The organism is Nocardia mexicana NBRC 108244, from assembly GCF_001613165.1.
Classification (GTDB): domain Bacteria; phylum Actinomycetota; class Actinomycetes; order Mycobacteriales; family Mycobacteriaceae; genus Nocardia; species Nocardia mexicana.
In genome coordinates this window covers 1-13,899 of the sequence record NZ_BDBV01000156.1, presented here as the reverse complement: position 1 = coordinate 13,899, position 13,899 = coordinate 1, and the positions used below count along the sequence as shown (strand labels likewise).

Below are 13,899 nucleotides of genomic sequence, written 5' to 3'. Positions count from 1 at the left end.
CGGCGGCGGTTCCGGCGGCTCCGGCGGGAGCCGCCGCCCGCAGGCGAAGAAGAAGTCGCCGTGGCGCATCGTGCGGCGCGTGCTGTACGTGATGGTGGCCCTGGCCATCGTGGTGCCCAGCGCCGTCTTCCTGGTCGCCTACACCACGGCCAAGGTGCCCCAGCCCGGTGACCTCAAAACCAATCAGGTCGCCACGATCCTCGCCGCCGACGGCACCTCGGAGATCAGCAAGATCGTGCCGCCGGAGGGCAACCGCACCGACGTCGCCATCGATCAGATCCCGCCGCACGTGCGCAATGCCGTGCTGGCGGCGGAGGACCGGGACTTCTACACCAACCCGGGCTTCTCGATCTCCGGTTTCGTCCGCGCCGCGCGCGATAACGCGATGGGTAAGGACAGCGCCGGCGGTGGCTCGACGATCACTCAGCAGTACGTCAAGAACTCCCTGGTCGGCAATCAGCGCTCGGTCACCCGCAAGATGCGCGAGCTGGTGATCTCGGCGAAGATGGCCCGCCAGTGGAGCAAGGACGACATCCTCGCCGCCTACCTGAACACCATCCCGTTCGGCCGCGGCACCTTCGGCATCGACGCGGCGGCCCACGCCTACTTCGACAAGCCGGTGCAGGCACTGTCCGTCGAGGAGGGTGCCGTGCTGGCCGCGACCATCCAGCAGCCCTACGGCCTGGATCCGGACGTCAACCCCAAGGGCGCCGAGTCGCGCTGGAACTACGTCCTCGACGGCATGGTCGGGGGTGGCACCCTGCAGGCGGCCGACCGGCAGAAGATGACCTACCCGCACGTGCGCTCGCAGAGCGAGGCCAGCGAGGACCCGGCGGGCTCCGGCCCGGAGGGGCTGATCAAGCGGCAGGTGATGCGCGAGCTCTCCGACGCGGGCATCAGCGATACCCAGCTGAACACCGAGGGCCTGCAGATCACCACGACGATCGATTCGAAGATGCAGCAGGCGGCGGTCAACGCAGCCCAGAAGAACATGCAGGGCGAGCCTGACCAGTTGCGCACCGCGGTGGTGTCGGTCGACCCGAAGACGGGCGCGGTGAAGGCCTACTACGGCGGGCAGGACGGCCAGGGTTACGACTTCGCCAACGCGGGCCTGATGCCGGGCTCGTCGTTCAAGGCGTTCGGCCTGGCGGCGAACCTGGAGCAGGGCAAGCCGCTGTCGACGATGTACGACAGCGGGCCGCTCACGGTGAACGGCATCAAGATCACCAACGTCGAGGGCGAATCCTGCGGCACCTGCACCATCGCCGAGGCGCTGAAGCGATCGCTGAACACCAGCTTCTATCGGATGCAGCTGGATATGAAGGGCGGCCCGCAGAAGATCGCCGACATGGCGCACAAGCTCGGCATCCCGGACACCATCCCGGGCGTGGGCAAGACGCTGGTCGATCCCGACGGCGGTCCGCCGAACAACGGCATCGTGCTGGGTCAGTACCAGGCCCGGCCGCTCGACATGGCCTCGGCCTACGCCACGCTGGCGGCCTCGGGCATGTACCACAAGCCACACTTCGTCTCGAAGGTCGTGACCGCCGACGGCGAGGTGCTGCTGGACCGCGGCGATGTCGCCGGCGAGCAGCGGGTCCCGGCCCCGATCGCCGACAACGTGACCTCGGCGATGCAGCCGATCGCGGGCTGGTCGCGGCACCACGATCTGGCGGGCGGCCGCGCCTCGGCGGCCAAGACCGGTACCGCCCAGCTCGGTGAGACGGGCGAGAACCGCGACGCCTGGATGGTCGGCTACACCCCGTCGCTGTCGACGGCCGTGTGGATCGGCACCGAACAGGGCGAGAAGCTGCGCAACGCCAGCGGCGGGATGATCTACGGTTCGGGCCTGCCGTCGGACATCTGGAAGGACACCATGGACGGGGCCCTGAAGGGCACGCCCAACGAGAACTTCCCGAAGCCCGCCCCGATCGCGGGCCAGGCGGGCGTGCCGTCGTGGACCGCGGCCTACACCGCGCCGTCGACCACTCAGGACTTCGTCCCGCCGGTGGTGGTGCAGCCGTCGCAGGTGGAGATCCTGCCGGGTGTCACCATTCCGGTGCCGGGCCTGGTGCCCAATCCGCAGTCACAGCAGCGGCAGCAGCCGCAGGGCCAGCAGGGACAGGGCCAGCAGCAGGATTCGGGCCAGGGCCCGCTGCCCGGTCAGCCCGTCGCCCCGACAGGGGAACCCGGTGCCGGCGACGGTAATTCGCCGGGGACAGGGAACGGTGCCTCGCCGCGGCAACGGTAGCCTCGAGATCCGTGATCGAGCAGCAACTGGTGAACCGACCCGCCGCCGGGAGCGCGGACGCCGACGACACGCGCGGCTACACGTCCCCGGCGGCGCCGGCACCGGATCTGCGGTCGGCCGACTGGCGTGACAAACCCAGCCGTACCGATTCGCTGACCGCGCAGCTGTCCACCGCCATCGGCGGCCCGGTCGGCGACCACGCGCTGATCGGCCGCACCCGGTTCTGGACGCCGCTGCGGGTGATGCTGGCGATCGCCGTGGTCTTCCTGGCGCTGAGCTGGGCCGGTAAGGCGGGCTGCATCCAGCAGACCTCCGACGGCGCGGGCGGCCTCACCCTGGACTGGAACAACGGCCGCCAATACGTGGCGATGTGCTACTCCGACACCGTTCCGCTCTACGGCGCCGAGCACCTCGACGAGGGCGCGTTCCCGTACAAGAAGCAGTGGACCGAATTCGGCGCCGACGGTAAGCCGCAGGCCCGGTACATGGAGTATCCGGTGCTGGCGGGGCTGTATCAGTACGCGGCCATGCAGGTCTCCAACGCCTGGGAGCAGCTGCGGCTGCCCGGCGCGCTGCCCGTGGTGGTGTATTTCAACGTCGCGGTCGTCGGTCTGGCGCTGGCCTGGCTGGTGACGCTGTGGGCCTCGGCCCGGCTGTCCGGGCGGCGAGTGTGGGATGCCGCGCTGGTGGCGGCGTCGCCGCTGGTGCTGGTGCACGCGTTCACCAATTTCGACGCCCTGGCGACGGCGTGCGCCGCTACCGGCCTGCTGGCGTGGTCGCGGCGCCGGCCGGTACTGGCCGGTGTGCTGCTCGGCCTGGGCGGTGCGGTGAAGCTGTATCCGCTGCTGCTGCTGGGCCCGATCCTGGTGCTCTGCCTGCGCGCCGACAATCGCCACCGGCTGACCGGGCTGCGGGAGCGCCTGCGCGACCGCGGCGGGGTCCTGCACGGGCTGCGCGAGTACCTTGCCGACGCGCGGCTGAGCCCGCTGCGCTCCGCCGGGGTGGCGACCCTCGCGGCGGCGGGCGCCTGGCTGCTGGTGAATCTGCCCATCGCCCTGCCCTTCGCCGCGGGCTGGCGAGAGTTCTTCCGGCTCAACACCGAACGCCACGCCGACCCGGACTCGCTGTACAACGTGGTCACCTCCTTCACCGGATGGGAGGGCTTCGACGGGCCGCTGACGGCGACGGAGCCACCGAGCGTGCTGAACCTGGTGTCGCTGCTGCTGTTCGCCTGCGCCTGCGCCGCGATCGCGTACATCGGATTGACGGCGGCGCGGCGGCCCCGGCTGGCGCAGCTGATGTTCCTGGTGGTGGCGGCGTTCCTGCTGACCAACAAGGTGTGGAGCCCGCAGTACTCGCTGTGGCTGGTGCCGCTGGCGGTGCTGGCGCTGCCGCATCGGCGAATCCTGTTGGCGTGGATGACGATCGACGCACTGGTGTGGTTCCCGCGCATGTACTACTACCTCGGCACCGACAAGAAAGGCGTGCCCGAGCAGTGGTTCACCGGCGCCGTGGTGCTGCGCGACCTGGCGGTGATCGGATTGTGCGCGTTGATCATTCGGCAGATCTACCGGCCGTCGGAGGATCTGGTGCGCGGCGACGGCGTGGACGATCCGGTCGGCGGCGTGCTGGACCGGGCGTCCGATCCGCTGCTGCCGTGGCTGCCGGGTGCGCTGCGTCCGCGGCCGACGTCGTCCGCGACACCCCCGGCTCCCGTCCCGGCGGCCCGCTGAACCCGGAGTTCCCTGCGGGCGGCGCCGCGAACCGGTATGCGGTCGGGCGCGGAAGTGGTCCACGAATCGGAGGCCCGACTGGCGCTGGCGCGGCCGAGCCGTCTCCGGGAGGATCGCGATCATGACCTCTCTGAGCGACCGCGCGTCGGCCTTCCTCGCCCTGCATCGGCCCGGCGATCCCGCGATCCTGCCTACGGCCTGGGACGCCTGGTCGGCGGTGCTGGTGCAGGAGGCAGGCTTCTCGGGCCTCACGGTAGGAAGCCATCCGCTGGCCGAGTCGGTGGGCAAGCCCGATGCGGAGGGTATGGCCTTCTCGGACGTGCTGGTCCGAATCCGCGAGATCACCTCTGCCGTGGATATCCCCGTATCGGTGGATCTCGAATCCGGCTACTCCCAGGCGCCCGAGAAACTCGTCGAGGGCCTGCTCGAGGCGGGGGCCGTCGGATTCAACCTCGAGGACACCGTGCATGCCGAGGGCGGGCGGCTGCGGGAGGCGCAGGAGCACGCCGATCTCGTTGCGGCACTGCGACAGGCCGCGGATGCGACCGGGGTGCACGTGGTCATCAACGCCCGCACCGATGTGGTGCTGCGCGAGATCGGACCGGCCGAGGATCGTGTCGACCGCGCCATCGCCCGGCTCCTTCTGGCCGCCGAGGCGGGAGCGGATGTGCTGTATCCGGTCGGCCGTCACGATGCGGACACCCAGCGCCGCCTGTGCGCCGAGTTGCCGTTGCCGGTCAATGCGATCGGCATGCCGGAACTCGGCGGTCCGGGCTATTTCGCCGAACTAGGCGTCGCCCGAGTCAGTTTCGGCCCGTTCCTGCAGCGCGCGTTGAATACGGAGGTCCAGCGGCTGCTGCAGCGCTGGAAATGAAAACGCAGCGGTGCGGCGCTCCGACAGGCATCGGACCAAGGTACGCCGAGCCTCGGACCGAGTCGTGACCTCGTACGGTAGGCGGCACGACCCGGCCCGAGGGTTCGCGGATCAGCGGCGGTTCGCTCACGCGGCGGATTCGGTGCCGACGACCGCGTTCTCCCAGGCGGGATAGTCGGTGTAGCCCTCGGCGGTCTGCCCGTAGAGCACCTGCTCGCGGATCGGCGCGAGCGGGTGGCCGTGCGTAATCCGTTGCACCAGATCGGGGTTGGAGATGAAGGCGCGACCGAAGGACACCAGGTCGGCATGACCCGCGCGCAGCACGCGCTCGGCGGCCTCGGCGGAGGTCGGTTCGTGGTTCTCCCCGACATTCGCGATCAGCGTCCCGCGCCAGCGCGGGCGCAGGTCGGCGAGGGCGGGATAGTCGTCGTTGTCGGTCAGGTGCAGGTAGGCCAGGTCGCGGCGGTCGAGCTCGGCGACCAGCGCGCGATACAGCGGCGCCGGATCGTCCTCGCGCATACCGAATTGCGGATTGCCCGGCGACAGGCGGATCGCGGTGCGCCGCGAACCCACCTGTGCCGCAACGGCATCGGTGACCTCCAAGGCGAAACGCATCCGGTTGACGGGCGTGCCGCCGTATTCGTCCTCGCGCAGGTTGGTGTTGTCGGCGAGGAACTGGTGCACCAGATAGCTGTTGGCGGCGTGGATCTCGACACCGTCGAAACCCGCGTCCACGGCGTTGCCTGCGGCCGCGGCGTAATGCTCGACGGCGGCGGCGATCTCGGCCCGGGTCATCTCGCGCGGTGTGAGCGATTCGGCCTTCCCACCGTCGATCAGGTGCAGCACGTCACCGTCGGATACCGCGGACGGACCGGCGGGCAGCGACCCATCGATGCGGGCCAGCGGATGCCCCTTGCGCCCGCCGTGCATGAGCTGGGCGAAGATCCGCCCGCCCGCCGCGTGCACCGATTCCGTCACCCGCCGCCACGCCGCGACGTGCCCGGCCGTCTGCAGGCCCGGCACCCACGCCTCGCTCTGGCCGCTGCTGTGGGGCCAGATTCCCTCCGTGACAATCAGGCCCGCGGCCGATCGCTGTGTGTAGTAGTCCGCGACATCCGCGGTGGGCGAGCCGTCGGCATGTGAGCGCAGGCGGGTCATCGGGGACATCACCACCCGGTTGGGGACGGTGAGGTGCGGGGCGTGAAATTCGGTCAGCAACTTCATGGGCGTAAGGTAAAACCTGACATCAATGTCAGGTGCAAGGAGCGAGCCCGTGCGAATCGGTGACCTGGCGCAACGCACCGGAGTGAGCGTCCGGTCGCTGCGCTACTACGAGAGCCAGGGTCTGCTCGCCGCCACCCGCACGCCGGGCGGGCAGCGCGAGTATCCCGAGGCCGCGGTGGAGCGGGTGATCCGCATCCAGGAGATGTTCGCCGCGGGCCTGCCCAGCCGCATCCTCGCCGGACTGCTGCCGTGCATCAACGATTCCGACGGCACCCCGAGCGCCAAGGCTACCCCCTGGCTCACCGAAACCCTCACCGCCGAGCGCGCCCGCATCGACGCCTGCATCAAGGACCTGCACCGCACCCGCGAGGTACTCGACGACGTCATCCGCGCGGCAGAGGGCGAGCCGAGCCAGAGCTGATACGGGCGGGCGACCTCTCACCCGCGTCCGGGTTCGAACGGTGCCTCCGCGGCCGCCAACCGAGAGCGCGACGCGGATATAGCGCTTGCGGATTCGCACGATCAACGCCGAGCCACGTTGACGAGAGGTGTTGTCCAGCTGCTTGATTCATGCGAACCAAGCACGACAGCAGCGATCAACGGGCAGCGATCGGTTCCGCGCGTCGATATTGATCGGCGGCGGCGTTCGCCCCGGCGTCCACGCCTCGCGCCCGGCGTGAGGCCAGCACCATGCCGACGACGCCCACGGCGAGACCGGCAATGGTCAACGGGCGCAACGGCTGATCGATCAGCAGCCACGCCATGATCGCGGTGACGGCGGGCGTGACGAAGAACAGCTTGCCGACCCGGGTGGTGTCCCAGCGCCGCAGCATCGCATTGAGCAGCAGGAACGCGCCCATCGAATTGATCAGCACCATCCAGGTCAGCGCGCCGCCGAAGCGACCCCAGTCGGCGACGTGAAAATCGTTGCCCGCCAATGCCATCGAACCCGCCACCGGCGCGCTCACTATGACGTGCACCGCCGTGGAACTGCGGGAGTCGATCGTGGGCGTGAACCGCTTCTGGTACACCGTGCCCAGGCTCAGGCCCAGTAGGCCGACGATGCACAGCAGCAGCCCCGCCACCGAGAACGCGGACTGATCCATCACCGCCAGCCCGACGCCGATGCCGCCGATCCCGAATCCCAGCCACTGCCGGACCGTGACCGTCTCGCCCAGCACGCGCCCCGCGAACAACGCGATCACCACCGGATTCAGGCCCTGCACCAGGGAGATCACGGCGGCGGACACATGCTCGGCCATCGCGGTGTAGAACGCGGCGAACTGCACCACCTGCATCAACAGGCCCGCGACGACGGCGTGCCCCAGCTGCGCCCCGCGCGGCCACCGCGCGCCCACGGCCAGGGCGTACAGCGTGAGGGCCACCGCGGCCAGGCCGAACCTGGCGAACAGCACCAGGAACAGCGGTGCGGCCCCGACTCCGATGATGCCGACGATGAACGCGCTGCTCCACATCAGTACGAAGGCCGCCGGCGCGGCCGTGTCCATCAGACGAGTCTTCACCAGGACCTCCCAAGTAACCATCTAGACCGGTTACTACGTTGGCAGGTGTGCGGATAACCTGTCAAGCCGGTTACTATCGGGACATGTACACCTTCGTCAGCGGAAATCTGGCGCTGGACTTCGCCGGCACGGTCCACTCCCGGACCACCGATCGCCTCGAGCGACTTGTCGCACCCGCGGATCTGGCGCACTGGCTGGTCGAGGCCGAGCTCCTCGACGCCGCACCCGACTGCGACGAGACCGCACTGCGACGCGCCGTCGACCTGCGCGAGGCCGCCTACCGGTTGGCCGTGGCCGCCATGCGCGACCAACCGTTCGGCGAGGCCGATCGCGCCCTGGTCAACGAGGTAGCGCGCGGCGAGGCGCCGCATGTCGTCCTGCAATCGGATGCGACGGTGCGGCGCTCGGGCACCGTCGACGCCGCCCTGGCGGCCATCGCCCGCTCGGCGGTCGAACTGCTCGGCGGATCCGATCGCGGACGCGTCAAGCAGTGCGGCCGCGACGGCTGCACCCGGCTCTACGTCGACACCTCCCGCGCGGGAACCCGCCGCTGGTGCGATATGGCCCGCTGCGGCAACCGCGCCAAGAGCGCCGCCTTCCGCGCCCGGCACGGCACGACGTAATCACCAACACGCCGCGGCCCCGGCCTAGCGCGCCACGGGTAGCCGCAGCCTCCGGCACGGCGCACTACGACCCTGGCGCGGACCGCACTCTCGGGGAACGCACCGCCATGCATGAAATATCGACCGCGTGTGTGGAAATACCTGCGGGAACATGCCTTTCAGCGATGAACCGGAACCAGTTCCCCGCGCGGATACGTGGGCACCGGCGCGGGGTCAGGCTTGCGTCCGCGCAGGTCCGCCCGCAGGAAGGCGAAGAAGAAGAACACCAGCAGCAAGGCCCTGCCCCAGACACCGAACTGCACGATGTGCTGCTGGATGTCGGCCGACTCACCCGCGCCCAGCGCGTAGAAGTAGCGGAAGACCCCGATCCCGATCGCGGCGTCGGCCACCAGATACCCGGCGATCGCCGACCACGGCACCTCCAGCAGCACCAGGAACGGGATCAGCCACAGCGTGTACTGCGGCGAATGCACCTTGTGGAACAGCAGGAATCCACACAGCATCGCACCGCTCACACCGATCCAGGGAAAGGCCTCGCCCGCCTGAAACCGCCGCCACCCCAGCAGCATCGCCACCAGGAACGACACCAGCACCAGTACGGGCGACGCCGCCGAGACCACGTCCTGGAACGACTGCTCGCTGCCGGGCGCGTCCCCGAACATCGGACGCAGCCCCCAATACCAGATGGAATTCGTGGTGATGTCGGCCTGACGCAACTGCTGGAAGGTGATCGAGGCGCGCCACCCCTCGTATCCGGCGAGGGCGAACGGCAGATTCACCGCCACCACGGTCGCGATCGCCGCACCCGCGACCGCCAGCGCCCCGCGCACGTCGTAAGCACCCGCGCGCGAATCGAAGTCGTCGCCATGCGGCACCGCGGCCCCGTCCCGAGGCGACCCCGCCCGGTGAGCGACACCACCGGTCAGCACGTAGACCAGCAGCGGCAGCACGAATATCCCCGGATACAGTTTCAGGCAGAAGCCGATCCCCAGCAGCACCGCGGCCGCGATCGCCCTCGCCCGCAACGAATATCGAGTCAGCGCGGTGACCACATACATCGCCGCCACCGACGTCCACACGACGGGCAGCTCCCAGTTGTGGAAGGCGTAGAGCAGCAGCGGCGGCCCCACCGCCCACAGCAGCGCCGCCGGACCGGACAGCCGGCCCAGCATCCACGCCGTCAGCAGCGCGAAGGGCGCCAGCAGCAGCGCCGAGTGCAGCAGGAACACGGCGTCGTCCTCCGCGCCCGCCGCGCCCAGCCACATCAGCAGCCCGCTGAGCACCGGATACTCCACGGCCCCGCCGGTCAGCGCACCGTCGGGCGTGATGCCGCCGCTGATGTAGGGGAAGACGTGCTCGTTGATGCTGCGCCCGAGCCACAAGAACTGGATATCGGAGTAGCAGACGTCGGAATCCTTGATGCTGTCGAACATCTCGCTGCGGCCCTCAGCGGTGAACGGCCCACCGGTGCAGCGCGCCTTGTTGAGGTAGGCGAGCACCAGCATGACCCCGCACAGCAACGTCGCCGTGACGGCTGCGGTCACGCCCGCCGGACGTACCGTTTTCGGCATGCGCCGCGGCGGGAGGGCTACGCGGTTCGGCACGCCGCCTCCTCCGGATCCGACGCACCCACCACGGCGGCGCGCGTGGCGAGTCGGTTCGACATGGACCCCACGATATGTGCCCGGCCCGGGAGCCGCCCGGCTCCTCCCCGGATCGGGGCCGATTTCGCCGCACAACCCCAGCTCATGTAGCCTTACCGGGTTGCTGACGCAACGACCCTCCTGCCCACGGACCGTCCGTGGGCCGTTCTCAGTCCACAGGAGGTGATGGGTTCCCGTGCGTCAATACGAAGTGATGGTCATTCTCGATCCGAACCTGGATGAGCGTACCGTCGGTCCGAACCTGGACAAGATGCTCAGCGTGGTCTCCCAGCAGGGTGGCAAGATCGACAAGGTCGACCTGTGGGGTCGCCGCCGCCTGGCCTACGAGATCGCCAAGCAGAGCGAAGGCATTTACGCGGTCGTCGATCTGACCGCCGAGCCCGACACCGTGAGCGAGCTCGACCGTCAGCTGGGGCTGAACGAGTCGGTGCTGCGCACCAAGGTGCTGCGCAACGACAAGAAGTAATCCCCTCTCGGAGAGCGAACCGCACTCGTAGTCGTCGGTGCCTGTCTCTAGGCTCTAGCGCAACAAGCGAGTGCGCATCGGACTGCACCGGAGAGCAGGAGGAATCATGGCAGGCGACACGGTCATCACCGTCATCGGAAATTTGACGGCCGATCCGGAACTTCGATTCACGCCGGCGGGCGCCGCGGTGGCAAATTTCACCGTGGCATCGACACCCCGCACGTTCGACCGTAATACCAACGAATGGAAAGACGGCGAGGCGCTGTTCCTGCGCTGCAACATCTGGCGTGAAGCTGCGGAGAATGTCGCCGAGAGCCTGACCCGAGGCGCTCGCGTGATCGTGAGCGGACGACTGAAGCAGCGCTCCTTCGAGACCCGCGAGGGCGAGAAGCGCACGGTCGTCGAGCTCGAGGTCGACGAGATCGGTCCCTCCCTGCGCTACGCCACCGCGAAGGTCAACAAGACCTCGCGCGGCGGCGGAGGCGGCGGCTTCGGTGGCGGTACCGGCTCCGGTGGTGGTGGGGGCTTCGGCGGCTCCGGTGGTGGTAACCGCGGCGGACAGCAGAATTCCGGCGGCGGCGACGACCCCTGGGGCAGCGCCCCCGCAGCCGGCTCCTTCGGGGGCGGCGCAATGGACGACGAACCGCCGTTCTAGGACGGCTTCATAAGGGGCCCAACGGCTCCCAGGCGTAACGGAGAAGAAGACAATGGCCAAAGCACCGGCGCGCGAAAAGGTGCTGAAGAAGAAGGCTTGTGCCTTCTGCAAGGAGAGCAAGGCTGCCGCCAAGGACGGCAAGAAGGCGGCCGCCATCGACTACAAGGACACGACGCTGCTGCGGAAGTACGTGAGCGACCGCGGCAAGATCCGTGCCCGCCGCGTCACCGGCAACTGCGTGCAGCATCAGCGTGACGTCGCCGTCGCGGTGAAGAACAGCCGCGAGGTGGCGCTGCTGCCGTACGTGTCCACGGCTCGCTGAGAGGGAGGCACACGACGATGAAGCTGATTCTGACTGCTGATGTGGACAACCTCGGTGCGCCCGGCGACACCGTGGAGGTCAAGGACGGCTACGGCCGCAACTTCCTGCTGCCGCGCGGCCTGGCCATTCCGGCCACCCGGGGCGCGCAGAAGCAGGTCGAGGGCATCCGCCGGTCGCAGGACGCCCGGCGCGTGCGCGACCTCGACCACGCCAACGAGCTGAAGCAGGCCATCGAGGGCCTGGAGGGCGTGTCGCTGTCGGTGAAGACCGCCGGCACCGGCAAGCTGTTCGGCTCGGTCACCTCGGCCGATGTCGCGGGCGCCCTCAAGGCCGCCGGTGGCCCGGTCGTCGACAAGCGCAGCATCGAGCTGCCGAAGACGCACATCAAGAGCACCGGCAAGCACGGTGTCGTGGTGCATCTGCACCCGGATGTGGCGGCCAAGTTCGACCTGCAGGTCGTCGCCGGCGAGTGACGCCCGCCGCCCGGCGGCCGCGAGGCAATCGGGCGGTGTCGCGCGAATGTTCGTCATGGACCACCTCCGTGCCCTTCGGTACGGAGGTGGTCTTCGGCTGCCCGCATCTGGGCAACCTATCGATTAACTGATCATTAGCTGTTGCCTTAGGTGACCGCGGGGGATACCGTCGGCGAATGATCTCGGTGCGCTTCGTCCCAGTTCGGGATGGTTTGGGGAGAACTCGGCAAACCGACCATTCGCATTGTGATCCACGCCATAACGTGGCAGAGCACTGTTAACCCAACACGCCCGGCCGTTCATCTTGGCCGACACGCCGATGCAGTGCCAATCCACAGCGACATCGCTGTGGAAAACCATGTCTAGCTGGGAACTGTTGCCCATTCGGCCGCCTTTTCCCCAGGTAATACACAGGGCCTGCACAACGGCGGGTTAACTGTCCCCAACTTATCCACAGCGGCGTGCACAGTCCGGTTTGGTAGTCCCCAGCCCGGTCCCTTAGGTTCGTCCCGGTGTCGTGACCCGACGCCCCGAACGCCACGATTTCGCGAGTATTGCAGAACGCATCATCGGTTTGCTGAGTCGGCTCCTCCGAGCTGCGGCAAACCCGAGACCGGCGCTGTGAGATGGATCGAACGTGTCGGTACCGGGGCGTAGAACAAGTCATCGATACTCTCGGACCCCGGGCGTGATGAGAGAGGACGGTCGAGTCGGGTGGCAGTCGTCGATGATCGCGGGCACTCGGAATACTCAGACTCGCCGGGGGAGGACTTCGGTCGGCAGCCGCCGCACGATATGGCGGCCGAGCAATCGGTGCTGGGCGGCATGCTGCTCAGCAAGGACGCCATCGCCGACGTCGTCGAGGTGGTCCGGCCCGGCGACTTCTACCGCCCCGCCCACCAGGCCGTCTACGACGCCGTCCTAGACCTGTACGGCCGTGGCGAGCCCGCCGACCCGGTGACCGTCGCCGCATCGCTCGATCGCCGCGGCGAACTCAAGCGCATCGGCGGCGCCCCCTACCTGGTCACCCTGACCCAGACCGTCCCCACCGCGGCCAACGCCTCCTACTACGCCGAAATCGTTGCGGAGAAGGCGATTCTGCGCCGTCTCGTGGAGGCCGGTACCCGCATCGTGCAGTACGGCTACGCCGGCTCCGACGGCCAGGACGTCGCCGAGGTCGTCGACCGCGCTCAGGCCGAGATCTACGAGGTCACCGAGCGCCGCTCCAGCGAGGACTACATGCCCCTGGAGGAACTGCTGCAGCCCACGATGGACGAGATCGACTCCATCGCCAGCCGCGGCGGCATGTCCCTCGGCGTCCCCACCGGCTTCACCGAACTCGACGAGGTAACCAACGGCCTCCACCCAGGCCAGATGATCATCGTCGCGGCGCGGCCGGGCGTCGGGAAATCGACCCTGGGAATGGATTTCATGCGGAGTGCTTCGGTGAAGCACGGGTTGTCGAGTGTGATTTTCTCGCTGGAGATGAGTCGGACCGAGATTGTGATGCGTCTGTTGTCGGCGGAGGCGAAGATCAAGCTCGGGGATATGCGGTCGGGGCGGATGAGTGACGACGACTGGACTCGGTTGGCGCGCAGGATGAGTGAGATCAGCGAGGCGCCGCTGTTCGTGGACGATTCGCCGAATATGACGATGATGGAGATCCGCGCGAAGGCCCGGCGACTCAAGCAGCGGCACGATCTCAGACTCGTGGTGGTCGACTATCTCCAGCTGATGACGTCCGGCAAGAAGGTCGAGTCCCGCCAGCAGGAAGTCTCGGAATTCTCCCGAAGCCTCAAGCTGCTGGCGAAGGAACTCGAGGTCCCGGTAGTCGCGATCAGTCAGCTGAACCGCGGCCCCGAACAACGAACAGACAAGCGCCCCATGGTCTCCGACCTGCGCGAATCCGGTTCACTAGAACAGGACGCCGATATGGTCATCCTGCTCCACCGTCCCGATGCGTTCGAACGGGACGACCCCCGCGGCGGTGAGGCAGACCTGATCCTCGGCAAGCACCGTAACGGCCCCACCGCAACAATCACCGTCGCCCACCAGCTGCACCTCAGCCGCTTCGTGGATATGGCGCGCGGC

The 13,899-nt window shown here is 68.4% G+C and carries 13 protein-coding genes; 10 read left to right on the top strand and 3 right to left on the bottom strand.

The genetic code is table 11. The annotated features are described in order from the left end of the window. From NM1_RS40145 to NM1_RS40135, 3 genes are all read left to right on the top strand, one after another. On the top strand, window positions 1–2,251 hold a 2,251-nt coding region (locus NM1_RS40145), incomplete at its 5' end, for a transglycosylase domain-containing protein (protein WP_373864104.1). 26 nt (window positions 2,252–2,277) lie between these two features. Further along, window positions 2,278–3,984 carry a glycosyltransferase family 87 protein gene (locus tag NM1_RS40140; protein WP_068033000.1) on the top strand — a complete coding sequence of 569 codons (1,707 nt, stop codon included), beginning with the start codon at window positions 2,278–2,280 and terminating at the stop codon, window positions 3,982–3,984. Window positions 3,985–4,102: 118 nt separating this feature from the next. Further along, complete coding sequence (locus NM1_RS40135; RefSeq protein WP_174556965.1) at window positions 4,103–4,858, top strand: isocitrate lyase/PEP mutase family protein; 756 nt, start codon at window positions 4,103–4,105, stop codon at window positions 4,856–4,858. Window positions 4,859–4,984: 126 nt separating this feature from the next. On the opposite strand, the gene NM1_RS40130 is transcribed toward NM1_RS40135, so the two are convergent. Beyond that, a complete protein-coding gene (locus tag NM1_RS40130; protein ID WP_068032994.1) occupies window positions 4,985–6,082 on the bottom strand; it encodes an alkene reductase in 1,098 nt (365 codons plus the stop codon). Between the two features lie 49 nt (window positions 6,083–6,131). On the opposite strand from NM1_RS40130, the gene NM1_RS40125 reads away from it, so the two are divergent. Continuing rightward, window positions 6,132–6,503 carry a MerR family transcriptional regulator gene (locus NM1_RS40125; RefSeq protein ID WP_068032992.1) on the top strand — a complete coding sequence of 124 codons (372 nt, stop codon included), beginning with the start codon at window positions 6,132–6,134 and terminating at the stop codon, window positions 6,501–6,503. A gap of 175 nt (window positions 6,504–6,678) precedes the next feature. Here the strand turns inward: NM1_RS40125 and NM1_RS40120 are convergent, their stop codons facing one another. Continuing rightward, window positions 6,679–7,605, bottom strand: a complete 927-nt coding sequence (locus tag NM1_RS40120; RefSeq protein ID WP_246011536.1) for a DMT family transporter — start codon at window positions 7,603–7,605, stop codon at window positions 6,679–6,681. Between the two features lie 83 nt (window positions 7,606–7,688). Between NM1_RS40120 and NM1_RS40115 the strand changes: the two genes are divergently transcribed. Next, window positions 7,689–8,228, top strand: a complete 540-nt coding sequence (locus tag NM1_RS40115; RefSeq protein WP_068032990.1) for a CGNR zinc finger domain-containing protein — start codon at window positions 7,689–7,691, stop codon at window positions 8,226–8,228. Between the two features lie 158 nt (window positions 8,229–8,386). Here NM1_RS40115 and NM1_RS40110 read toward each other — a convergent pair whose 3' ends face one another. After that, window positions 8,387–9,799, bottom strand: a complete 1,413-nt coding sequence (locus tag NM1_RS40110) for a glycosyltransferase family protein (protein ID WP_068032988.1) — start codon at window positions 9,797–9,799, stop codon at window positions 8,387–8,389. 268 nt (window positions 9,800–10,067) lie between these two features. Between NM1_RS40110 and rpsF the strand changes: the two genes are divergently transcribed. The 5 genes from rpsF to dnaB form a co-directional block, all read left to right on the top strand. Next, window positions 10,068–10,358 (top strand): 30S ribosomal protein S6, encoded by a 291-nt coding sequence (gene rpsF, locus NM1_RS40105; RefSeq protein WP_068032986.1) that lies wholly within the window; start codon window positions 10,068–10,070, stop codon window positions 10,356–10,358. Window positions 10,359–10,464: 106 nt separating this feature from the next. Beyond that, window positions 10,465–11,013: a single-stranded DNA-binding protein gene (locus NM1_RS40100; RefSeq protein ID WP_068032985.1), complete on the top strand. Its 549-nt coding sequence runs from the start codon at window positions 10,465–10,467 to the stop codon at window positions 11,011–11,013. Between the two features lie 52 nt (window positions 11,014–11,065). Continuing rightward, window positions 11,066–11,335, top strand: coding sequence for a 30S ribosomal protein S18 (gene rpsR / locus NM1_RS40095; protein WP_068032982.1), 270 nt, complete (start codon window positions 11,066–11,068; stop codon window positions 11,333–11,335). 17 nt (window positions 11,336–11,352) lie between these two features. After that, the gene (gene rplI, locus NM1_RS40090; RefSeq protein WP_068032980.1) at window positions 11,353–11,808 is read left to right on the top strand and encodes a 50S ribosomal protein L9; all 456 of its coding nucleotides are present in this window, start codon (window positions 11,353–11,355) and stop codon (window positions 11,806–11,808) included. A gap of 714 nt (window positions 11,809–12,522) precedes the next feature. Beyond that, a partial coding sequence (gene dnaB, locus NM1_RS40085; RefSeq protein ID WP_114699728.1) for a replicative DNA helicase occupies window positions 12,523–13,899 on the top strand: 1,377 nt, incomplete at its 3' end.